The 23,122-nt window shown below is 71.5% G+C and carries 17 protein-coding genes; 13 read left to right on the top strand and 4 right to left on the bottom strand.

Annotated features, from left to right (window positions below; translation table 11 throughout):
• Positions 1-27: 27 nt before the first annotated feature.
• The 5 genes from ACFO3J_RS26985 to ACFO3J_RS26965 all read left to right on the top strand — a co-directional run bounded on the left by ACFO3J_RS26985 (position 28) and on the right by ACFO3J_RS26965 (position 8,252).
• A complete protein-coding gene (locus ACFO3J_RS26985) occupies positions 28-1,434 on the top strand; it encodes a diaminobutyrate--2-oxoglutarate transaminase family protein (RefSeq protein WP_386434412.1) in 1,407 nt (468 codons plus the stop codon).
• A 151-nt stretch (positions 1,435-1,585) separates the two neighbouring features.
• The gene (locus ACFO3J_RS26980) at positions 1,586-3,397 is read left to right on the top strand and encodes an IucA/IucC family protein (RefSeq protein WP_386434410.1); all 1,812 of its coding nucleotides are present in this window, start codon (positions 1,586-1,588) and stop codon (positions 3,395-3,397) included.
• Positions 3,397-4,173 carry a GNAT family N-acetyltransferase gene (locus ACFO3J_RS26975; protein WP_386434407.1) on the top strand — a complete coding sequence of 259 codons (777 nt, stop codon included), beginning with the start codon at positions 3,397-3,399 and terminating at the stop codon, positions 4,171-4,173. The genes ACFO3J_RS26980 and ACFO3J_RS26975 overlap by 1 nt, the downstream gene beginning before the upstream one ends.
• A gap of 158 nt (positions 4,174-4,331) precedes the next feature.
• Positions 4,332-6,116: an IucA/IucC family protein gene (locus ACFO3J_RS26970; RefSeq protein ID WP_386434404.1), complete on the top strand. Its 1,785-nt coding sequence runs from the start codon at positions 4,332-4,334 to the stop codon at positions 6,114-6,116.
• A 72-nt stretch (positions 6,117-6,188) separates the two neighbouring features.
• Entirely contained in the window at positions 6,189-8,252 is a 2,064-nt protein-coding gene (locus tag ACFO3J_RS26965; RefSeq protein ID WP_386434401.1) for an ATP-dependent DNA helicase, read from the top strand.
• 78 nt (positions 8,253-8,330) lie between these two features.
• Here ACFO3J_RS26965 and lexA read toward each other — a convergent pair whose 3' ends face one another.
• Entirely contained in the window at positions 8,331-9,110 is a 780-nt protein-coding gene (gene lexA, locus ACFO3J_RS26960; RefSeq protein ID WP_386434398.1) for a transcriptional repressor LexA, read from the bottom strand.
• A 547-nt stretch (positions 9,111-9,657) separates the two neighbouring features.
• Between lexA and nrdR the strand changes: the two genes are divergently transcribed.
• The 7 genes from nrdR (at position 9,658) to ACFO3J_RS26925 (ending at position 17,488) form a co-directional block, all read left to right on the top strand.
• Positions 9,658-10,170 (top strand): transcriptional regulator NrdR, encoded by a 513-nt coding sequence (gene nrdR, locus ACFO3J_RS26955; RefSeq protein ID WP_386434395.1) that lies wholly within the window; start codon positions 9,658-9,660, stop codon positions 10,168-10,170.
• Between the two features lie 124 nt (positions 10,171-10,294).
• Positions 10,295-13,210: a vitamin B12-dependent ribonucleotide reductase gene (locus ACFO3J_RS26950; protein WP_386434392.1), complete on the top strand. Its 2,916-nt coding sequence runs from the start codon at positions 10,295-10,297 to the stop codon at positions 13,208-13,210.
• Positions 13,211-13,410: 200 nt separating this feature from the next.
• A complete protein-coding gene (locus ACFO3J_RS26945; protein WP_386434389.1) occupies positions 13,411-14,016 on the top strand; it encodes a YdbC family protein in 606 nt (201 codons plus the stop codon).
• Positions 14,004-15,092, top strand: coding sequence for a sigma factor-like helix-turn-helix DNA-binding protein (locus ACFO3J_RS26940; protein ID WP_386434386.1), 1,089 nt, complete (start codon positions 14,004-14,006; stop codon positions 15,090-15,092). Before ACFO3J_RS26945 ends, ACFO3J_RS26940 begins: the two co-directional genes overlap by 13 nt.
• 52 nt (positions 15,093-15,144) lie before the next feature.
• Positions 15,145-15,807, top strand: coding sequence for a histidine phosphatase family protein (locus ACFO3J_RS26935; RefSeq protein WP_386434383.1), 663 nt, complete (start codon positions 15,145-15,147; stop codon positions 15,805-15,807).
• Positions 15,808-16,060: 253 nt separating this feature from the next.
• On the top strand, positions 16,061-16,747 hold the full coding sequence (locus tag ACFO3J_RS26930; RefSeq protein ID WP_386434380.1) for a ribonuclease HII: 687 nt from the start codon (positions 16,061-16,063) through the stop codon (positions 16,745-16,747).
• A 54-nt stretch (positions 16,748-16,801) separates the two neighbouring features.
• Entirely contained in the window at positions 16,802-17,488 is a 687-nt protein-coding gene (locus ACFO3J_RS26925) for a hypothetical protein (protein ID WP_386434377.1), read from the top strand.
• A gap of 3 nt (positions 17,489-17,491) precedes the next feature.
• On the opposite strand, the gene ACFO3J_RS26920 is transcribed toward ACFO3J_RS26925, so the two are convergent.
• Positions 17,492-18,082 carry a hypothetical protein gene (locus ACFO3J_RS26920; RefSeq protein WP_386434374.1) on the bottom strand — a complete coding sequence of 197 codons (591 nt, stop codon included), beginning with the start codon at positions 18,080-18,082 and terminating at the stop codon, positions 17,492-17,494.
• Between the two features lie 198 nt (positions 18,083-18,280).
• A complete protein-coding gene (locus ACFO3J_RS26915) occupies positions 18,281-20,461 on the bottom strand; it encodes a RecQ family ATP-dependent DNA helicase (RefSeq protein ID WP_386434371.1) in 2,181 nt (726 codons plus the stop codon).
• Between the two features lie 134 nt (positions 20,462-20,595).
• On the opposite strand from ACFO3J_RS26915, the gene ACFO3J_RS26910 reads away from it, so the two are divergent.
• Positions 20,596-21,846, top strand: a complete 1,251-nt coding sequence (locus ACFO3J_RS26910; protein ID WP_386434368.1) for a DUF4192 domain-containing protein — start codon at positions 20,596-20,598, stop codon at positions 21,844-21,846.
• Here the strand turns inward: ACFO3J_RS26910 and ACFO3J_RS26905 are convergent.
• Positions 21,758-23,068, bottom strand: coding sequence for an alpha/beta fold hydrolase (locus ACFO3J_RS26905; protein WP_386434365.1), 1,311 nt, complete (start codon positions 23,066-23,068; stop codon positions 21,758-21,760). The genes ACFO3J_RS26910 and ACFO3J_RS26905 overlap by 89 nt on opposite strands.
• Between the last annotated feature and the right edge of the window lie 54 nt (positions 23,069-23,122).

Below are 23,122 nucleotides of genomic sequence, written 5' to 3'. Positions count from 1 at the left end.
GACAGCATGCGGAGCCGGAGGAGGGAAATGGTGGCGGCCTTGTCGAGCGCGCCGGAACAACTGGCGGCAGTCGCCGACGACTTCATCGCGGGGGAGGGGATTCTGCGCCGGCAGGCGCAGCGCGAGTCCGCCGCGCGCACCTACGCCCGCTCGCTGCCGGTGGTGCCGGTCCGCGCGCGGGGCATGACGGTGGAGGGCGCCGACGGGCGCCGCTATCTGGACTGCCTGTCCGGGGCAGGCGCCCTGGCCCTCGGCCACAATCACCCCGTCGTCCTGGAGGCCATCAGAGCCGTGCTGGACTCGGGGGCGCCGCTGCAGGTGCTCGATCTCGCCACCCCGGTGAAGGACGCCTTCACCACCGCCCTGTTCGAGACGCTGCCGGCCGAGCTCGCCGAGCACGGCCGGATCCAGTTCTGCGGCCCGGCCGGCACCGACGCGGTGGAGGCCGCCGTCAAGCTCGCCAGGATCGCCACCGGGCGCGGCGGCCTGCTCGCCTTCTCCGGCGCCTATCACGGCATGACCGCGGGCGCCCTCGCCGCCACCGGGGACGTCGCGGTCCGCTCCGCCGCCGGTGACCCGGACGCCCGGGTCACCCGGCTGCCGTATCCGTACGACTACCGCTGCCCGTTCGGCGTGGGCGGCGACCGGGGCGCGGAGCTGTCCGCGCGCTGGATCGCGCAATCGCTCGACGATCCCAAGAGCGGAGTGCTGCCGTCGGCCGCGATGCTCGTCGAAGCGGTGCAGGGCGAGGGCGGGGTGATCCCGGCGCCCGACAGCTGGCTGCGCCGGATGCGGGAGATCACCGCGGCCCGCGGCATCCCGCTGATCGTGGACGAGGTGCAGACCGGGGTCGGGCGCACCGGCACCTTCTGGGCGGTCGAACGCAGCGGCATCGTGCCCGATGTGATGGTGCTGTCCAAGGCGATCGGCGGCAGCCTGCCGCTCGCGGTGATCGTCTACCGCGAGGATCTCGACGTCTGGCGGCCCGGCGCCCACGCCGGCACCTTCCGCGGCAATCAGCTCGCCATGGCCGCCGGCACCGCCACCTTGCGCTTCGTCCGGCAGCACGGACTGCACGAGAGGGCCGAGACGCTGGGCAACCGTCTGATGAGCCGCCTGCGCGGACTGGCCGCCCACCAGGCCTGCATCGGCGATGTACGAGGCCGCGGTCTGATGATCGGCGTGGAGCTGGTGGATAGCTCCGCCGAGCCCGACGACTTCGGCACGCTGCCCAACGCGCCGCGGCTCGCCGCCCGGGTCCAGCAGGAGGCGCTGCGGCGCGGCCTGATCGTGGAGCTAGGCGGGCGGCACGCCAGCGTCGTGCGGCTGCTGCCCCCGCTGACCATCACCGACGAGCAGGTGGAAGCGGTTTTCGACCGGTTGGCCGACGCGATCGAGGCGGCGCAGGTCACCGGGCGCGGAGGCCCGGCATGAGGCCGTCGGCGGGTTCCGTGACGCAGTTCCCGGCCTCCCCACCGGGCTTACGGGGCTGTGTCGCCGCCCGGTCGGCGGGTGCGCCCCTCTCGGGCGCCGCCCTCCTCGCATCAGCACCCGCCCCCACCGCACCGACCAGTGGAGCACCGGCATGACCGCACCCCCGCCCCCGGCCACCGCACCCGCTCAGGACCAGGCGATGCCGCCGCAGCGGGCCGCAGCCCGGACCGCCCCCGGAATCGAACCCCCGGCGCATCTTGAGCCCTTCGCGGCCGCGGACGCCGCCGGGACCGAGAATCTGCTCCGCTGCTGGGTGCGCGAGACGGGGATCAGCCAGCCGCTCGACGGACTGCTGCGGATCCCGCTGCGTGCCAGCGGCACCGAGGCGCAGTCGGCCGTGCACCACTGGTCGGCGACCGGGCACCACCGCTTCGGCCCCGCCCTGCTGGCCACCGCCGACCAGCGACCGCTGACCTCAGTGGAGCTGGCCGCGCTGCTGGCCCGTGAAGGGGGCACCGATCCCGCCGAGGGTACCGAGCTGGTGGCGCGGGTGGCCGATTCCGTACGCCGCACTGCTGTCTTCATCGCCGAGCGCCGCGAGCACCCCGGGCCCGCCCTGCCCGAGCTGCCCTTCCTGGACTCCGAGCAGTCCCTGATCCTGGGCCACCCCTTGCATCCGGCGCCCAAGGGACGCGAAGGCCTCGGCCCGGCCGAGAGCGCCGCCTATTCGCCCGAGCTGCGCGGGAGTTTCCCGCTGCACTGGCTGGCGGTCGATTCCGCCCTGCTGGCCACCGACTCCGCCTGGACCGAACGCGGCCGTGCCGTGCCGGCCCCCGACCTGCTGGCCGCGCTCGCCGGCCCCGGACTCGCACTGCCGGCCGGGACGGCGCCACTGCCCCTGCACCCCTGGCAGGCACGCGACATCCGGCACCGGCCCGAGCTCAGCGCCTTGTTCGACGCCGGGCTGCTGCGCGACCTGGGCGCGTTCGGCGAGCCATGGCACCCCACCTCCTCGGTGCGCACCGTCTACCGGCCCGGCGCGGCCGCCATGCTCAAGCTCTCCCTCGGCCTGCGTATCACCAACTCCCGGCGGGAGAACCTCCGCAAGGAACTGCTGCGCGGCGCCGAGGTGCACCGGCTGCTGCGCAGCGGCCTGGCGACACGCTGGCAGGCCGCCCACCCCGGCTTCGACATCGTGCGCGACCCGGCGTGGCTCGGGGTGAACACGGCCGAGGGGGAAGCCGTCCCCGGACTCGATGTCATGCTCCGGCACAGCCCCTTCGGAGCGGGCCATCAAGCCCACTGCCTGGCCGGGCTCACCTCCCCGCGCCCCTGGCCCGGGGTGCCGGCGCCGGCCTTCCGCTCCCGGCTCGCCGCGCTGGTCGACGCCCTCGCGGAGCAGACCGGCAGGCCCCGCGCGGCCGTCGCCACCGAGTGGTTCCTGCGCTATCTCGACGCGGTGGTCCGCCCCCTGCTGTGGCTCGACGGTCAGGCCGGTATCGCACTCGAAGCCCACCAGCAGAACACTCTGGTGCTGCTCGACACCGACGGCTGGCCGTGCGGCGGCCGCTACCGCGACAACCAGGGCTACTACTTCCGCGAATCGCGTCGCACTGATCTCGAAGGGCAGCTGTCCGGCATCGGCGCTGCCAGCGACACCTTCGTCACCGACGCCGTCGCGGACGAGCGCTTCGCCTACTACCTGGGCATCAACAACGTGTTCGGCCTCGTCGGTGCCTTCGGCTCCCAGGGGCTCGCCGACGAACAGGTGCTGCTGGCCGCCTTCCGGCGGTTCCTCACCTCCGACCACCAAGGCAGCAGCCTCCCGGGGCGGCTGCTGCACAGCACCCAACTGCGCTGCAAGGCCAATCTGCTGACCCGGCTGCAGGGACTCGACGAACTCGTCGGGCCGGTCGACAGCCAGTCCGTCTACATCACCCTGCCCAATCCGCTGGCCCGCTGATGTCTCCCGCCGATTCCAGTACCGAGGACACCCTCGACCTCAAACTGCCCCCGGAGGTCGTCGCGCTCTTCGCCGCCACACCGCTCGGGCCCTCGGCTCCGCTCGGCCCGAGCGGCCGGCCTGGTCCGAGTCACGCGCCCGACCTGCCCGGCCGCGCCGGTCCGCACAGCCTGACCGGCCTCACCCACGGGCCGCGCGTCCCCGCCGATCTGCTCGACCGCGTCGCCCACTGGCCCGCCGCCAGGACAGCAGCGGGGCTCCTCCGGCTGGTGCCGGTCGAGCCGGAGCGCGACCTCGCGCTGCTGGCCGGCTGGATGAACGATCCGGCGGTCGCCGAGTTCTGGCAGCTGGCCGGCGACCCGCGCGTCACCGAGCGGCATGTCCGCGCCCAGCTGGCCGGCGACGGCCGGAGCCTGCCCTGCCTCGGCGTCCTCGACGGCGTCCCCATGAGCTACTGGGAGATCTACCGCGCCGACCTGGACCCGATCGCCCGGCACTACCCCGCCAGACCCCATGACACCGGTGTCCACCTCCTGATCGGCGGCGTCCCCGACCGCGCCCGGGGCCTGGGCAGCGAACTCCTGCACGCCGTCTCGACGCTGGTGCTCGACCATCGGCCCGCCTGCACCCGTGTCGTCGCCGAACCCGATCTGCGCAACACCCCCTCGGTCGCCGCCTTCCTCAGCGCGGGCTTCCGCTTCTGCGCGGAGGTCGACCTCCCCGACAAGCGCGCCGCCCTGATGGTCCGCGACCGCGCGCTGTGCCACCTGCTCTGACCGTCACAGGTCGCAGCACGGCGCCGGCGTCATCCCCACCCCGTCCTTCACTCCGGCATTCACCCGGCCCATCCCGGCCGCATCCCGGCCACGCCTCCGTACGGCACCCCGATCCCACCGTCCACCTCCTCCCCGTCGTCCCCACGCAGGAGCCCACCGTGATCCCCGACCGCGCCCCCGAGCCCACGCCCGAGCCCACGCCCGACTCCCTCGCCTGGCAGCACGCGTCCCGCCGCCTGCTGGCCAAGATGCTCGCCGAGTTCGCCTACGAAGAGGTGATCCTTCCCGAACCCGATCCCGGCAACGGCCCGACCGCGTACCGGCTCGCCCTCGGCCCCGACGTCACCTACCGCTTCCGCGCGCGCCGGGGCTCGTACGGCAGCTGGTATGTGGACGCGGACAGCATCGGGCCGACCGGCGACCCGCTGCACTTCCTGGTCCACGGCCACGACACCGTGCTCGGGCTGAACGGTGACACCCTCGGCCATTTCGTCCGCGAGCTGCTGGCCACCCTGCGCGCCGACGTACGGCTGGACGCGGACGCGTTAGCCGCCACCGAGCTCGCCGACCTCGACTACGCCGAATTGGAAGGGCACCAGACCGGTCACCCCTGGCTGGTCGCCAACAAGGGGCGTATCGGATTCTCGGACACCGACGCCGCACGCTGGGCCCCGGAAGCCCGCACGCCGCAGCGGCTGCCGTGGATCGCCGTCCACCGCGACCTCGCGCAATACCGCGGCATCACCACGCTGGCCACCCCCGATCTCCTTTACGCGGAAGAACTCGCCCCCGCCACCCTCGACGCCTTCCGGCACAGCGTCGCCGACCGGGAGCGCGACCCGGGCGACTATCTGCTGCTGCCCGTCCACCCCTGGCAGTGGGAGCAGACCGTCGCCCCGCTGTTCGCGCCCGCGATCGCCGATGGATCCATCCTGCACCTCACCACTGACAACGACCTCCGGGTGCCGCAGCAGTCGATCCGCACCTTCCTCAACGCCAGCGATCCGCTGCGCCGGACGGTGAAACTCCCGCTGTCGATCCTCAACACCCTCGTCTACCGCGGCCTGCCCACCGAACGCACGCTGGCCGCTCCGGCGGTGACCGCCTGGGTGCAGGGGCTCCGCGACCACGACCGCTTCCTGCGCGACGAGGCCAGGGTCATCCTGCTCGGCGAGGTCGCCTCGGTCAGCGTCGCCCACCCCCAGTACGACAAGCTGCCGACCGTTCCGTACCAATACCGCGAACTGCTGGGCTGTATCTGGCGCGAGTCGCTGGGCACCTATCTCGACCCGGGCGAACGCGCCCGCACCCTGGCCGCGCTGCTGCACACCGATCCCCGGGGCCGGGCCTTCACCGCGGAACTCGTGGCGCGTTCCGGGCTCGCCCCACGGGTGTGGCTGCGGCATCTGTTCGCGGCCCTGCTGCCCGCGCTGCTGCACTTCCTCTACCGCTACGGCACGGTCTTCTCGCCGCACGGCGAGAACGCCATCGTGGTCTTCGACGCGCACGACATTCCGGTGCGGCTGGCGGTCAAGGACTTCGTGGACGACATCAACGTCTCGGCGGAACCGCTGCCGGAACACGCCGCGATGCCGGCGGACGTGCGCGCCGTGCTGCTCACCGAGCCCCCGGAATTCCTCACCCAGTTCATCCATTCGGGGCTCTTCGTCGGAGTGCTGCGCTATCTCGCGCCCCTGTGCGAGCGCCAACTCGACGTGCCGGAAAGCGATTTCTGGGCACTGGTGCGCGACGAGATCCTCCGCCACCAGGACCGCTTTCCCGAGCTCAAAGAGCGCTTCGCCATGTTCGACCTGCTCACGCCCAGGATCGAGCGGCTGTGCCTCAACCGTAACCGTTTGCACACAGACGGCTATCGCGACCGTGCCCAGCGCCCGCACGCCGCCATCCACGGCACCGTACGCAATCCGCTGCACGGCAGCTGACCCGTTTCGCGTCTTCCGCTTCCCGCCTTCGGCGCACCCGTTGTCAGTGGCTCGCCGTAGGCTGGCCACCCTATGACTGCCACGCCCTCACCCGAACTCACCGACCTCCTGCATGCCGCCGTCGCCGCCGTCGGCGGCATGGAGCGGGCCGGTCAGGTCACCATGGCCCGAGCCGTCGAGGCCGCCGTGGACGACCAGTCCCATCTGCTCGTCCAGGCCGGCACCGGCACCGGAAAATCGCTCGGCTATCTGGTGCCCGCGCTCGCCCAGACCGAGAGGGTCGTGGTGGCCACCGCCACCCTGGCCCTCCAGCGGCAGCTCGTCGAGCGCGACCTGCCGCGCACCGTCGAGGCGCTCAAGCCGCTGCTGCGCCGTGAACCGCAGTACGCCATGCTCAAGGGCCGCTCCAACTACCTGTGTCTGCACCGGCTGCACGAGGGCGTGCCGCAGGACGAGGCGGACGGGCTTTTCGACCCCTTCGAGGCCGCCGCCCCGACCAGCAAACTCGGTCAGGATCTGCTGCGGCTGCGCGACTGGGCGGACGAGACCGAGACCGGCGACCGCGACGGGCTGCGGCCCGGCGTCTCCGACCGTGCCTGGAGCCAGGTCTCGGTGACCTCGCGCGAGTGCCTGGGCGCCACCAAGTGCGCCTATGGCGCCGAGTGCTTCGCCGAGGCCGCGCGCGAGCGGGCCAAGACGGCGGACGTGGTGGTCACCAATCACGCGCTGCTGGCCATCGACGCGATCGAGGGCGCGCCCGTGCTGCCCAGCCACGAGGTGCTGATCATCGACGAGGCGCATGAACTCGTCTCGCGGGTCACCGGGGTCGCCACCGGTGAACTGAGCCCGATCGGCGTCAACCGGGCGGTGAAGCGCGCCGCCAAACTCGTCAACGAGAAGGCGGCCGACGCGCTGCTCAGCGCCGCCGAGGGCTTCGAGCGGCTGATGGAACTCGCCTTGCCCGGGCGGCTGGAGGAGATCCCGGAAGACCTCGGCTATGTCCTGGCAGCGCTGCGCGACGCCTGCCGCCAGGTGATCACCGCGCTCGGCGACACCCGGGACAAGTCGGTGCAGGACGAGGACGCCGTGCGCAAGCAGGCGATGGCCTCCGTGGAGCACGTCCATGAGGTGAGCGAGCGCCTCGTGCAGGGCTCGGAGTACGACGTGGTGTGGTGCGAGCGCCACGACCGCTTCGGCGCGTCACTGCGGGTCGCGCCGCTGAGTGTGTCCGGGCTGCTGCGGGAGAAGCTGTTCACCGAGCGTTCGGTGGTGCTGACCTCCGCGACCCTCAAGCTCGGCGGTGATTTCAACGGGGTCGCCGCGTCGCTCGGGCTGGCTCCGGAGGGCACCGAGGGCGAGGACGTGCCGCAGTGGAAGGGCATCGATGTGGGCTCGCCCTTCGACTACCGCAAACAGGGCATCCTCTACGTGGCCCGGCATCTCGCCCAGCCCGGCCGGGACAGCAGCCGCGAGGACATGCTGGACGAACTCAGCGAGCTCATCGAAGCGGCCGGCGGGCGCACCCTCGGGCTGTTCTCGTCCATGCGCGGCGCCCAGGCGGCGGCAGAGGCGATGCGCGGGCGTCTGGAGCACCCGGTGCTCCTGCAGGGCGAGGAGACGCTGGGGGAGCTGATCCAGCGGTTCGCGGACGATGCCCCGACCTGCCTGTTCGGCACGCTGTCACTGTGGCAGGGCGTGGATGTCCCGGGTGTGAACTGCCAGCTGGTGGTGATGGACCGTATCCCCTTCCCGCGCCCGGACGATCCGCTGATGAGCGCCCGGCAGAAGTCGGTGGAGGAACACGGGGGGAACGGCTTCATGGCGGTCGCGGCCACCCATGCGGCGCTGCTGATGGCCCAGGGAGCCGGCCGGCTGATCCGGGCGACGGGGGACCGGGGCGTGGTCGCCGTACTCGACCCGAGGCTGGCCACGGCCCGCTACGGCGGCTTCCTGCGATCGTCCATGCCGGAGCTCTGGTACACCACCGATCGCAATCAGGTGCGGAAGTCGCTGGCGGCGATCGACGCGCTGGCCATGACCGCCGAGGTGGCTGCGGTGGGGGCCTCCCAGGGGGCCCGGCTGACCGAGACCTCCGACGCGGCGGAGGCGCCCGAGGTGGCGGTGCAGACCGTCTGAACCGGCCGGGGCCCCGGACACAGCGGGGCCCCGGAACCGGCGCAGGGGTTCCGGGGCCCGGATGGGGAGGCCGGGAGCTCAGACCCGGCGCAGCACAGCCACCACCTTGCCGAGGATGGTGGCATCGTCACCCGGGATGGGCTGATAGGCCGCGTTGTGCGGCAGCAGCCACACATGGCCGGCGTCCCGCTTGAAACGCTTCACGGTGGCCTCGCCGTCCAGCATCGCCGCGACGATGTCGCCGTTCTCCGCGACCGGCTGGCGGCGTACCGTCACCCAGTCCCCGTCGCAGATGGCTGCCTCGATCATCGAGTCGCCGACGACCTTGAGCACGAACAGCTCGCCGTCACCGACCAGTTGGCGGGGCAGCGGGAAGACGTCCTCGACGGACTCCTCGGCCAGCAGCGGTGCGCCGGCGGCGATCCTGCCGACCAGCGGCACGTACGACGCCGAGGGCATACCTGTGGTGTCCGTGGGCTGCGAGTGGCCGGCCTCCGAGGCGCGCACCTCGTAGGCCCGCGGCCGGTGCGGGTCACGGCGGAGAAAGCCCTTGCGTTCCAGGGCCATCAGCTGATGGGCCACGGAGGACGTGCTGGAGAGCCCCACCGCCTGGCCGATCTCGCGCATGGAGGGGGGATATCCGCGCCGCTGCACCGAGTCCCTGATGACCTCGATTACGCGGCGCTGGCGTTCGGTGAGTCCCGAGCTGTCGGCGCGAATACCCGGGGGCCGTCCGGGAAGTGAGCGCGTGGGCTTCGGGGGGTTGTCTTCGTTCATCACGTCCAACGGGCCGATTCGATCCGGGGAGCGGTCATGTGCGGTCAATGTCGCTGTGGCGCTCTCTGCGGTGGCGGTCACGGCGGCCCCTTTCCAGATGTTCTCCACCGCATGGACTGCGGTCGGCCCGCTCGCGCACGGGCAGTTAGTACAACGGTAGTGGGTTTCGAAAGGTTGCGCCAAACACACGTTCGAGTGAATTTGCATAAATCCGCTGACGTGATCAAGGTACCGGGTGTATTGCTCGAATGGAAGTTCGATTCGCAAAACCGCCGGTGGTGCCGGTCCGGAAGGCTTCGCCCAGTGTGTCATCGAGGCCCCCGAACTGTTCGCGAAAGGCCTCTCCCGGCCCGTCCTCCCGGCCCGCCACGCCCGCCGGGCCGACCGCTCCGCCGGGATCTTCCCTTACGCTCCGGAACGCCCCGAGTCCGCTCTGTCGTGCCGACACGCGGATGGCCCCCTGGAACATCGACACCAGATCTAGTGGTTAGATGGGACCTGGGCACCACAAGTTGTGGTCGCGACGTGGCATTGACGTAGCTTCGATGGCTTGCGCGGCTTGTGCGGCGCCCCTGCGGAAGCCTTCAGTCGCGCGCTCGCCACCGGTGAGAAAGGGAGTGGAAGACCCATGCACTGCCCCTTCTGCCGACACCCCGACAGCCGGGTCGTGGACAGCCGCACCACCGACGACGGATCCTCGATCCGCCGCCGGCGCCAGTGCCCGGACTGCGGCCGGCGCTTCACCACGGTCGAGACCGCGTCCCTGATGGTGATCAAGCGCAGCGGGGTCACCGAGCCCTTCAGCCGCAACAAGGTCATCGCCGGCGTGCGCAAGGCCTGCCAGGGCCGTCCGGTCACCGAGGACGCCCTCGCCCAGCTCGGCCAGCGCGTCGAAGAGGCGGTCAGGGCCACCGGCAGCGCGGAGCTGTCCACCCACGACGTCGGGCTGGCCATACTCGGCCCGCTCCAGGACCTCGACCTCGTGGCCTATCTGCGCTTCGCCAGTGTCTACCGGGCCTTCGACTCCCTCGAGGACTTCGAGAGGGCGATCACGGAGCTGCGCGAGCAGCTGCCCCCCACCACTCCTGGCGGCCTCGACGAGGACCTCGGAGTCCCCGCGCCCGCCGCCGTCACCGACTGAGCGGCAGCCAGGACCAAAGATGTGCCGGAAGCCCTCCAGTGGGGGCGCTCCGGCGTAGGAACAGCACCGTGTCCCGGGAAGAAACCCGGCACATCAGGGCGTTTTCGCCCTATAGGGAGGCGGAATGACAGAGACGACGAGCGGCCCGGCACGCGGTTCGCGCACCAAGGGGTCGAAGGCGGGCAAGGGCCTGCGTATCGAGCGCATCCACACCACGCCGGGCGTGCACCCGTACGACGAGGTGGTCTGGGAGCATCGTGACGTCGTCATGACCAACTGGCGCGACGGTTCGATCAACTTCGAGCAGCGCGGCGTGGAGTTCCCCGGCTTCTGGTCGGTGAACGCGGTCAACATCGTCACGAGCAAGTACTTCCGCGGCGCGGTCGGCAGCCCCCAGCGCGAGAAGAGCCTCAAGCAGCTCATCGACCGGGTGGTGCGCACCTACCGCGCGGCAGGCGAGGAGCACGGCTACTTCAGCTCCCCGGCGGACGCCGAGATCTTCGATCACGAGCTGACATACGCCTTGCTGCACCAGGTCTTCAGCTTCAACTCCCCCGTGTGGTTCAACGTGGGCACCGCCCAGCCCCAGCAGGTCTCCGCCTGCTTCATCCTGTCCGTCGACGACTCCATGGAGTCGATCCTCGACTGGTACAAGGAAGAGGGCATGATCTTCAAGGGCGGCTCCGGCGCCGGCCTGAACCTCTCGCGTATCCGCTCCTCCAAGGAGCTGCTCTCCTCCGGCGGCAATGCCTCCGGCCCGGTCTCCTTCATGCGTGGCGCCGACGCCTCCGCGGGAACGATCAAGTCGGGTGGTGCCACCCGCCGCGCCGCCAAGATGGTCGTGCTGGACGTCGACCACCCGGACGTCGAGGCGTTCATCGAGACCAAGGTCAAGGAGGAGCAGAAGATCCGCGCCCTGCGTGACGCGGGCTTCGACATGGACCTGGGCGGCGACGACATCACCTCCGTCCAGTACCAGAACGCCAACAACTCGGTCCGGGTCAACGACGAGTTCATGAAGGCGTACGAGACGGGCTCGAAGTTCGGCCTGCGGGGCCGGATGACCGGAGAGGTCATCGAGGAGGTCGACGCCAAGGGGCTGTTCCGGAAGCTGGCCGAGGCCGCCTGGGCCTGCGCCGACCCCGGCATCCAGTACGACGACACGATCAACCACTGGCACACCTCGCCGGAGACGGGGCGGATCACCGCCTCCAACCCGTGCAGCGAGTACATGCACCTGGACAACTCCAGCTGCAACCTCGCCTCCCTGAACCTGATGAAGTTCCTCCGCCAGGACGACGACGGCCACCAGACCTTCGAGGCCGAGCGCTTCGCCAAGGTCGTCGAGCTGGTCATCACCGCGATGGACATCTCCATCTGCTTCGCGGACTTCCCCACCGAGAAGATCGGCGAGACGACCCGCGCCTTCCGCCAGCTCGGCATCGGCTACGCCAACCTCGGCGCGCTGCTGATGGCGACCGGCCACGCCTACGACTCCGACGGCGGCCGCGGACTGGCCGGTGCCATCACCTCCCTGATGACCGGCACCTCCTACCGGCGGTCCGCCGAACTCGCCTCGGTGGTCGGCGCGTACGACGGCTACGCGAGGAACGCCGACGCCCACAAGCGCGTCATGAGGCAGCACTCGGACGCCAACACGGCGGCCGAGCGGGTGGACGACCTGGACACCCCGGTCTGGGCCGCGGCCACCGAAGCCTGGCAGGACGTGCTGCGGCTCGGCGAGAAGAACGGCTTCCGCAACGCGCAGGCGTCGGTGCTGGCCCCGACCGGCACCATCGGCCTGATGATGGACTGCGACACCACCGGCGTGGAACCGGACCTGGCCCTGGTCAAGTTCAAGAAGCTGGTCGGCGGCGGCTCCATGCAGATCGTCAACAACACGGTGCCGGCCGCCCTCAAGCGGCTCGGCTACCAGCAGGAGCAGATCGAGGCGATCGTCGCCCACATCGCCGAGCACGGCCATGTGATCGACGCCCCCGGTCTCAAGAACGAGCACTACTCGGTCTTCGACTGCGCCATGGGCGAGCGGGCGATCTCCGCGATGGGCCACGTCCGGATGATGGCCGCCGCGCAGCCCTTCCTGTCCGGTGCCATCTCCAAGACGGTGAACCTGCCGGAGACGGCCACCGTCGAAGAGGTCGAAGAGGTCTACTTCAAGGGCTGGAAGCTCGGCCTGAAGGCGCTGGCGATCTACCGCGACAACTGCAAGGTCGGCCAGCCGCTGTCCGCCAAGAAGAAGGGCTCGCAGGGCGCCGGCGCCGAGACCGTGGCCGTGGCGCCCGCCGCCGCGACCACCGCGGTGGAGAAGGTCGTCGAGTACCGCCCGGTCCGCAAGCGTCTGCCCAAGGGCCGCCCCGGCATCACCACGTCCTTCACCGTGGGCGGCGCCGAGGGCTATATGACGGCCAATTCCTACCCGGACGACGGTCTGGGCGAGGTCTTCCTGAAGATGTCCAAGCAGGGTTCGACCCTCGCGGGCATGATGGACGCCTTCTCGATCGCCGTCTCGGTCGGCATGCAGTACGGGGTGCCGCTGGAGACCTACGTCTCGAAGTTCACCAATATGCGCTTCGAGCCGGCCGGTCTCACCGACGACCCGGACGTGCGGATGGCGCAGTCCATCGTGGACTACATCTTCCGCCGGCTCGCGCTGGACTTCCTGCCCTTCGAAACGCGCTCGGCACTGGGTATCCACTCGGCTCCGGAGCGTCAGCGCCACCTGGACACCGGGTCCTACGAGCCCACCGACGAGGAGATGGACGTCGAGGGACTGGCCCAGTCCGCGCCCCGGGAAAGCGAGGCCGCGCGGAGCGAGTCCCCGCGCCCGCCGCTGTCCGTGGCCAAGCCGCCAGCGGCGGCGCCGGCCCCCAAGGAGGCCCACAGCTCCACCGAGCTGCTGGAGATCCAGCTCGGGCTCAACGCGGACGCCCCGCTCTGCTTCTCCTGCGGCACGAAGATGCGCCGGGCCGGCAGCTGCTACGTCTGCGAGGGCTGCGGCTCGACCAGCGGGTGCAGCTGAGCGAGTGAGGCTCTTCTGAAGGGCTGATCCGACCAGGGGATCCGACCAGGGGCGGCCACCGGGAAACCGGTGGCCGCCCCCTCGCGTCCGCCCGGAAAAGCGCCGCGTCCGCACCCTCCGTCGGCGACCGCTTCGGGCCGCGCCGCCCGGGTCCGGATCGGGGGGTAATGATGCCGCTCCAACGCCACTACGATGGCTCGGTGTTGGTGAAGTGGGTACGCTGCGGCGTCGTCGATCGACCCGGGTTCGAACGGGGTCAGCGCAGGTGGCTGGCTCTCAAGGAGCAGCCCGGATTCCGCGGCCAGGGCGGTGGCTGGAGCCGCGCACAGCCCGGCGTGGCGCACCTCTTCGCCTTCTGGGACGACCGCCGGTCCTATGACGTCTTCATGGCCGGTCCGCACGACGGCATCGCGGCCGGGCAGGAGGGCACTTCCGAGATGCTCGCGGTCAATCTCTTCGAGCACCGGCTGGACGTGAAGGTCGGCTTCGAGCCGCGGTTCACCGACACCGATCTGCTGCGAGTGGCCCTGTGCAAGGTACGGCCGGAGCGCGTCGACCATTTCACCCTGATGCAGCAGCGGGTGTGGAATCCCGCCATGGCCGGTTCGCCGGGCATGCTGCGCGGGGTCTTCGGCCAGGGCGCCGGCAATGACTTCGTGGTGCTGTCGATGTGGAACTCCGCAACGGAGCACGGCAAATACCGCGAGGGCGCGGTCTCCCGGCTGTCCGAGCGGGCCGAACTGGACGACGATGTGGTGTCCGTCGCGGGTGACGTGGTGGATGTGGTGCAGGCGTGGACGGTCTGAAGGACGGACCCGGCCTGATCGGTGTCCCGGGCGTGGCCGCCATGCCGAGCCCGCTCGGATCATCCGGTGCGCCCGAACCGCTTGCCCCGGCCGCAGGTGTGCCCGAGGCGGACGCCGTACGGCTTTTCGGGGCCGCGTACCGGATGCTGGGCTCGGCGAGCCGCGCCCGGGAGGTCGTACGGGACGCGCTCGCCGCGCGGACCGGGGCGCCGGGCGGGTCCGGGCCGGCGGGTTCGTACCACCGGGACGCGTACGACGAGCTGGTGCGCGACCTCTTCGGCGCATTGCTGCGCGGCGCGGAGCGCGGCCGGGCGCGCCGGGACGGACACGCCCATACGGCAGCCTGGCTCGCCGAACCCGTGCTGACGGCGGGCGGAGCGCTGGGGCCGATGGACACCGCGGCGCGGCGCGCGTCGGTGTCGATGGCCCGATTGGTGCTGCTGGAGCGTCTCGCGCCGGGGGAGCGTGCCGCCTACGTGCTCCGCGAGGTGTTCGGCTACGGTCCCGAGGCCGCCGCGGCGGTGCTGGGCGTATCGGAGGAGCGGTCCGCGGCGCTGGAGCGCCGGGCTCGGCAGCGCGTCCTGGACGCGGAGGGTGCGGCGTCTCCACTCTCCGTACCCCCCTCCTCGTCGCGGGGCCAGGCGGTACGCGTGTCCGCCGTGGCCGAACTCCTCCGGGCGATCAGGGACGACGACCCGGCGGGGCTGGAGGAACTGCTCGCCGACGACGTGGTGGCCTGGTCGGACGGCGGCGGACAGCCCGGCGTCGTCCGGCGCCCCGTCCTGGGTACGGTCAAGGTGGGCCGCTTCCTGGCCACGGTGCGCGGCAGGATCCCGGCCGACGCCCGCGGCCATCTCGCCGAGGTCAACGGCGACCCGGCACTGGTCGCGGTGGTGGGCTCCGCGGTCGTCGGGGTGCTGGCGCCGGAATTCGGGCCGCAGGGCATGATCGGCATCCGGGCGGTCGCCGACCCGGCCCGGCTGGAGTTCATCGGCCGGCAGTGGGCCGACCTCGCCGGCCGGCCCGCACTCCCGGACGGCAGTGACGGGCTGCGCGACCCCGGCCACCCTGTGTGACCTGCGCAGCTGTGGCGCGCAGCAGGGTCGGACGGGCAATAGGCTGATCGTCATGGGACGCCCTCGCCGCATCGTGCTCATCCGGCATGGCGAGTCCCAGGGCAATGAGGACGACACCATCTACGAGCGGGTGCCGGACCATGCCCTGGAACTCACCGCCGAGGGAGTGCGGCAGGCCCGGCGGGCCGGTGCGGGGCTGCGCGAGATCTTCGGCGCGGAGCCGGTGCAGGCGTACGTCTCTCCCTACCGCCGGACCTGGCACACCTATGACGCGCTGGGTCTGGACCCGCGGCTGACCCGGGCACGCGAGGAACCGCGGCTGCGGGAGCAGGACTGGGGCAACTGGCAGGACCAGGAGGACATCCAGCGGCAGCGCAAGGCCCGGGACGCCTACGGGCACTTCTTCTACCGCTTCGCGATGGGGGAGAGCGGCGCCGATGTCTACGACCGGGTGGGCTCCTTCCTGGAGACCCTCTACCGGGCCTTCGAGCAGCCGGACTTCCCGCCGAATGTGCTGCTGGTCACCCACGGGCTGACGATGCGCCTGTTCTGCATGCGGTGGTTCCACTGGACGGTCGAGGAGTTCGAGATGCTGTCCAACCCCTCCAACGGCGAGACACGGATGCTGCTCACCGGCACCAACGGCCGCTACTTCCTTGACCGGCCGTTCGAGCGGTGGGGAACCCCGGGTCCGCCCGGCGGCCGGATCGGGTGAGCTTCAGCACACGACGCCCGACCCCGGCCCGGACCGCGTGACCCCGCGGAACCGCTCGGCGCGGTGGCGGACCTCATGCCGCGCGGCACGTCATCCCGGTGACCAGGAGGGCGCGTTGCGGACCACCGCGCGGACCGGCGGCGAACCGCCGGCCCCCTGGACGGCGCGGACCGACCCCCTTCCCACGTTGGTCGCACCGGAGTGATCGACCCCCTGCGGAACGCGTGTTGCCGGGGGGTAGGCTGACGACGTCATGCCGTACGAACCTCCTACCCACAGTGTCGAACGTTCGATGCGCGCCACCCTCGGCGTTCGGACTGTCGCCGGTGTGGACGAAGTAGGGCGTGGGGCGTGGGCGGGACCTGTCACCGTGTGTGCGGCGATCACCGGTCTGCGCCGCCCGCCGGAAGGCCTGACCGACTCCAAACTCATCACCCCCAAGCGCCGCACCCGGCTCGCCGCGGTGCTCGCCGACTGGGTGACCTCGTACGCGCTCGGCCATGCCTCACCCGAGGAGATCGACGAGCAGGGCATGACCGCGGCTCTGCGATTGGCGGCTCTCCGCGCCTTGGAGCAGCTGCCCGAGCAGCCCGACGCGATCATCCTCGACGGCAACCACAACTACCTGGGCGGATCCTGGCAGGTGCGCACCGTGATCAAGGGCGACCAGTCCTGCGTCGCGGTGGCGGCCGCCTCGGTCATCGCCAAAGTCCGACGGGACGCCGCAATGGTCGAACTGGGCAGGGAATACCTCCCGTTCGCTTTCGCGGAGAACGCCGGATATCCGTCTCCCGTTCACCGGGCGGCCCTTGAGGAGTTCGGTCCGACCGGCCACCACCGTCTTTCGTGGTCGTACCTGGACGCGCTGCCGCGCTGGCAGCACCTCAAGAAGGTCCGGGAGGGCGTCGACACAGGGGAACAACTCGGTTTCGATTTCTGATTCAGCACCCACCGACCGCTGCGCATTCGTGCCGCGTTTGATAGACATCAACTCATGCCTCTCACCCCCGAGGAGCCTCAGATTCACGAGAGTGTCCCGGGTCCCCGCACTGCTCCGGCCGTCGGCCGGAGCGCGTCGACCCCCCGTCCTGTTCCCGGCCCGCCGCGACCAGCGGCGCCGCGGCCCGCACCGCCCAAGGACGCCTCGCCGGCCGGTGTCCGTCCGGGTCGGCCCGGTCCGAGCCGCCCCGGCGGAACGAGCGGCGCCACCGCGCCCTCCGGTCCGGTGACGCCGGCCGTCGCGGCGACCGCCGATCCGGTGCCGAAGCAGCGCGCCGCCACCGGCTCAGGCGCACAGATCCAGCTCGTTCCCGCGCCCGCGGGCGGCGCGGCGGACGCCGCGGACGAGTCGGTGGACCTGCTGCTCGACAGCGGCCGCGCCCCGGGCGAGATCCTGGTGCTGACCACCGGCGATCCCCACCCGTGGGCCGCGCACGAGCTCTCCTTCGGCGATGCCTCCTACTGGGCTCAGCACGATGCCGGCGACGACGTCTTCTACGCCGACATCAGCGCGTCCCGCGCCGCCGGAAGGCCGGTCGTGATCGTGGCCCTCGACGGTGGCTCGGACGAAACGTTGCCTCAGGCGCTGGCGGGCGCGCTCGCCCGAGCGGGCACGCTGCTGATCGTGTGCGGTGATCCGGCGCGGATCACCACCCTGCTGGGTGCCGGCGTCGGCTCCTGAAGGTCAGCGGGCGGCGGCGCGGCGCAGTGGTTGCGGCCCCCCGCCGGGGACCGTCGGCGCCGAACCGCCCGCCCGTTTGGGGTACGAGGTCGCGTTCGGTGTGCGGCCGCTGCGGTTCTCGCCGATGACGTTCCAGCCCTCGCCGGTCAGCGTCACATACGAGCCGCAGCGCAGACCGTGCAGGGTGCAGGCGTCCCGCAGTCCCCACATCCAGGCGCCGTCCTCCTCGGTCCAGCCGGCGTGACCGTCGCGGCAGACCATCAGCACGGCGGTCCGCACCGGCTGGCGCAGCCGCAGATCGTGCGGGATGACCCTGCGCAGATGGGACAGCACCGCGTTGCGCCGTTCCCAGCCGTCCAGCACACCGGGCCGGCCGGCGAACGAGGCGCTCGCCCTGATCCGGCCGTCCGGATCGTAGACCGCGACGATCGCCGTCGACCGGGCTGGCTGGTGCCGGGAATGCAGATCCTTGATCACATCGCGCGGATTGGCCAGCAGCGGTACGCCGACGCCTGTCCATTCGGCCGGTTCCAGGTTGCGCGACGCGCGGGAGGTGATGGTGGTGGACGTCTCCGCTATGAAGCCGATAGTCACGGTCCTCCCTTCACGGATACACCCGTAGACCGGGCGCGGGGCGCACTCCGGTCAGAGGGCTCGAGGAGCCGATCGGGGATCCGAGTGCAATTCTTCCTCTCGCAACTGCTTGCGGCAACGGGCAATTGCCGCCACCGACCGGTATGGACCTGTCCGCCCGTATAGATCCCGCCCGGTGTGATGATCGGCACCACCCGATCAGCCCTGAACAGCCAGGACCAGCGGGAACACCGCTGTCGCCCCCGCCTTCCGCAGCATCCGGGCCACGACTGCGAGTGTCCATCCGGTGTCCGCGAAATCGTCCACCACGAGTACGGGTCCGGGCGCCTCCGCCAGCGCCGCCACCAGATCGGCCGGCAGCCGGAAGGCTCCGTGCAGGGCGCGTACGCGTTGTGCGCTGTTGCTGCGCGGCATCCCGCCGGGATTGCCGCCGTCGGCGTACTCCACCCTGCCCAGCAGCGGTATCCGGCCCACTTCGGCGATACGGGCGCTGAGCGAGTCCACGAGCAGGCCCCGCCGGCGCGAGGCGACGCCGACCACACCCACCGGCCGCTGCGGCGCGTCGGCCTGCCCGCTCGCCCAACCTCCGTGGCCCCTGGCCCAGTCGGCGAGCACCTGCACCACCGCCTCGGCCGCCTCGGGCGGAACGGGCTGGTCGGCGGAGCCGTCGGTGAACAGCGGGCGCAGCCGGTTTCCCCAGCCGATGTCGGACAGCCTGCCCAGCGCGCGCCCCGTTTCGGCCTGCTCGCCAGCGGGGATGCGGCCCTTGAGCGGCACGCCGGCCGCTTCCAGCCCGGTCGGCCACATCTTGCGCGCGTCCAGCTGGACCCCCGGACGGCCGAGGGCGGCACGGGCCGAGTCCAGCGCGGCGGCCGACACCTCGACGGGGAAACGCGCTCCCGCGCAGTTGTCGCACCGGCCGCAGGGCGCCGCCTGCTCGTCGTCCAGCTGGCGGCGCAGGAACTCCATCCGGCAGTCCGTCGTGGTGGCGTAATCCCGCATCGCCTGCTGCTCGGCCGCGCGCTGGCGTGCGACCCAGGCGTACCGCTGGGTGTCGTAGGCCCACGGCTGGCCGGTGGCGGTCCAGCCACCGCGTACCCGGCGCACCGCGCCGTCCACGTCCAGCACCTTGAGCATGATCTCCAGCCGGGAGCGGCGCAGGTCGACCCGGGGTTCCAGGGCTGGGACCGACAGCGGGCGGTCGGAGGACGCGAGGACGTCCAGGGTGCGGCGGACCTGCTCTTCGGGCGGGAAGGCGAGCGAGGCGAAGTAGCGCCAGATCGACTCGTCCTCGGGGCCGGGCAGCAGCAGCACCTCCGCGTGGTCGACACCGCGGCCGGCTCGGCCGACCTGCTGGTAGTACGCGATCGGCGACGCCGGCGAACCGACGTGGACCACGAATCCGAGGTCGGGCTTGTCGAAGCCCATGCCGAGCGCCGAGGTGGCCACCAGCGCCTTGACCCGGTTGGCCAGGAGGTCGGCCTCGGCGGCTTGGCGTTCGGCGTTCTCCGTCTTGCCCGAGTAGGAGGCGACCGGATGGCCGCGCTGGCGCAGGAACGCGGTGATCTCCTCGGCGGCGGCCACGGTGAGCGTGTAGATGATGCCGGAACCCGGCAGGGTGTCGAGGTGGTCGGCGAGCCAGGCCAGCCGGTGGGCGGCGTCCGGCAGCCGCAGCACTCCCAGGGACAGGCTCTCGCGGTCCAGCGTCCCCCGCAGGACCAAGGCTCCCTCCTGATCGGCCCCCGTGGCGCCGGTCCCCAGCTGTTCGGCCACGTCCGCCGTCACACGGGAGTTCGCGGTGGCGGTGGTCGCCAGTACGGGCACGCCCGGTCGCAGATCGGCGAGCATGGTGCGCAGCCGCCGGTAGTCCGGGCGGAAGTCATGACCCCAGTCCGAGATGCAGTGTGCCTCGTCGACGACCAGCAGCCCGGTGGTCGCGGCGAGTTTGGGCAGGACCTCGTCACGGAAGTCCGGGTTGTTGAGCCGTTCGGGGCTGACCAGCAGGACGTCGAGTTCGCCGGCCGCCACCTCGGCCTCGATCTGGGTCCACTCCTCGGTGTTCGAGGAGTTGATGGTGCGGGCCTTGATTCCGGCCCTGGCCGCAGCCTCCACCTGATTGCGCATCAGCGCGAGCAGGGGCGAGACGATCACGGTGGGGCCGCTGCCGCGCTCGCGCAGCAGCGCGGTGGCGACGAAGTAAACGGCTGACTTTCCCCAGCCGGTGCGCTGCACGACCAGAGTTCTCCGGCCGTGCGCGACCAGTGCTTCGACCGCGCGCCACTGGTCCTCGCGCAGCCGTGCGGCGCCGGGCGCGGCGCCGACGAGTCGGCACAGGACGGTGTCGGCCGAGGTGCGCAGTGCGGTGGTCGTTTCGTTCATGGCTCCATGCAACCCGATGGGACCGGCAGTCCGCGAATTTCGTTCCGTGATCTGTGGATAACTCTGTCCGAAGTTATCCACAGGCATTCAGGGGGGTCTGGCGCGAAACGCGTGGGATGCGTCATCGTCGACTCATGACACAGAGCGACGAAACTCAGCACACACAGTCACCGAAGGCGGACGGCGATATCAAGGTCACCCTGCGCGGCCCCGCCGAACTCGCCGACGCCCTGCCGTACTTGATGGGCTTCCATCCCACCGAAAGCGTAGTGATGGTGGCACTCCACGGGGAGCGCGGCCGGTTCGGCGGGCGGCTGCGCCTCGGTCTGCCGCAGGATCCGGAGGAATGGCCGGAGGTGGCAGGACAACTCGCGGACGCCCTGGTGCGGAACAGTACGCGGCGCGGCGCCCGGCCGGACGCCATCGTCCTGTTTCTCTGCCAGGACCCGCGAGCGGGCGAGCGCCCGTCCGCCGTCATGGACCGGCTGCGACCGCTGGCCCAGTGCCTGCGGGTGGCCTGCGGCGAGCTGGACGTGCCGGTCGTAGAGGCCCTCTGCGTGTCGGCGGGCCGCTGGTGGTCCTACTGCCGGCCCGAGGCCGCGACCGGCCCGCTCGAAGGTGAGGAGCTTCCGCCGCCCGGCAGTACGGCGATGGCCGCCACCGCCGCGTATGTGGGGCTGCCTCCTCCCGGCTCCCAGCGGGACCTGGAGGTCCGGCTCAAACCCGCCGAGCGCCATCGCGGGCACGAGCTCGCACTGGACATCGCCTCGGCCGAACTCGTGCCGCTCATGCTGGGCGACGACCCGGGCGGGGATCAGGAGGAGCAGCTCAGGAAGCGCACCCTCAGCCTGGCCCGCGCCGCTCTGGAGCGGTTCCGTGCGGCGCCGCCGATGAGCGATCCCGAGTGCGGCGACCGGCGGGACGACAGGCTGCTGGGCGACGACGAGGCGGCCACGATCATCCTCGGCCTGCAGGACAGGGAGGCCCGCGACCGGGCCGCCGAATGGATGGAGCCCGCGCAGGCGGACGCGGCCTTGCGGCTGTGGCGGGCGCTGGCCCGCCGCTGCGCCGGCCCGTACGGTGATCACGCCGCCGCACCGCTGGCCCTGGCCGGATGGGTCGCGTGGTCCTCGGGCGACGACGCCGAGGCACGGGTCGCCCTCGCCATGGCCCTCGATCGCGAACCCCACTACACCTTCGCGCGGTTGCTGCATCACTCGGTCAACGAGGGGCTGGATCCGGAGCTGTTGCGGCGCTGCCTTCGTCAGGAGCGCCGCAAGCGGGTGGTGGCCGCGACTACAGCTCGCCGCGGGCCAGCCGGACGAGCCGGTCGAGGACCCGGCCGCCGCTCACCCGGAGACCGTCGTGTTCGTACTCGTCGGTGACCCAGGTCCGCAGGTTCCGGACCGCCCGGGCGGTGGCGAGCGAGTCGGCGGTGTCGACATACATGTCGTCGTGATAGATCGCCGCCGCCACCGGCACCTCGTTGTCCGCCAGCTGGTCCGGGTCGTAGAGGTCCGGCCACTGCTCCTGGCCCGCCAGCAGTTCGGCCGTCTCGTGCAGTGGTGCGAGCGCCGGATCGGCCGTGAACATCCACGGATGGATCGTCTCGCCGGTGAACAGCACCGGACCGTCGCCTTCCAGCGCCCGGGCGGCGTCGAACTGCGGGAATTCGCGGCGGACCCGCTCGGCCGCCCAGCCGGTGGGGCCGGGCGAGACGGAGCGCTGCCCGTAGATCGCCTCGTGCAGCACCGCGTAGAGGGGATTGCCGGCGAAGGAAAGATGACCTTGGACCTCGGCGAGGAAGGAGTCGGACAGCGCGGGCCGGGAGAGCCCCGGCACGAAAGCGTCCTCGATCAGATAGTGCAGGGTGTGCGAGCCGTTCGCGGAACCCAGCATCATGCCGAGCGCCTGGAACGCCTCGGGAGTGAGCCGTCCGCCGCCCGGGAGCGTCACCTCGGCCTCGCGCAGCTGGGCGACGATCGCCCGTACCGCTTCGATGTCGCCGGGGTAGCGGGCGTAGTGGCCGAGGTTCTTGCGCTCGATCCGCGGATAGGCCGCGCGGTAGACGTCCTCCGCGCTGGACCGCAGCCCCGGAAGCCCGCCGGTGATCAGTACTTCCCGCAGCCCCTCGGGAGCGAAGGAGAGGTAGGTGATCGCGCAGAAGCCGCCGAAGCTCTGCCCGAGGACACTCCAGCGCTCGTCCGCGCCGAGCAGGCCGCGCCGGATCACCTCGCAGTCCCGGACGATGGAGTCGGCCCGGAAGTGCGAGAGGTGGAGCGCCTGGGCCGCGGCGTCGCCGCGCTCGGGAAGGGTCTGGCGGGTGGCCGGGGTGGAGCGGCCCGTGCCGCGCTGGTCCAGGAGCAGCACCCGGTAGTCGTCCAGCGCGCGGTCGAGCCAGTCGTTCCTGCCCAGCGGGCGCGGCGAACGACCGCCCGGACCGCCCTGGAGATAGAGCAGCCACGGCAGCTGATCCCGCTCCCGCCCCACGGCCACGACCTCACGGGCGTAGACCTCGATCTGCTCCCCGTCGGGCACGGCGTGGTCCAGGGGAACGGCGAAGGTGTGGTCGGTGAGGACGGTGCCGGGCTGGCGGTGGGCGGTCATGGGTCTGCCTCCGGAGTGCGAGGTGGTGCCAGGAGCTGCGGCTCCCGTCGAGGA

Origin of the sequence: Streptomyces polygonati (assembly GCF_042650325.1) — a bacterium.
Taxonomy (GTDB): domain Bacteria; phylum Actinomycetota; class Actinomycetes; order Streptomycetales; family Streptomycetaceae; genus Actinacidiphila; species Actinacidiphila polygonati.
This window is presented reverse-complemented; position numbering and strand designations above follow the sequence as displayed.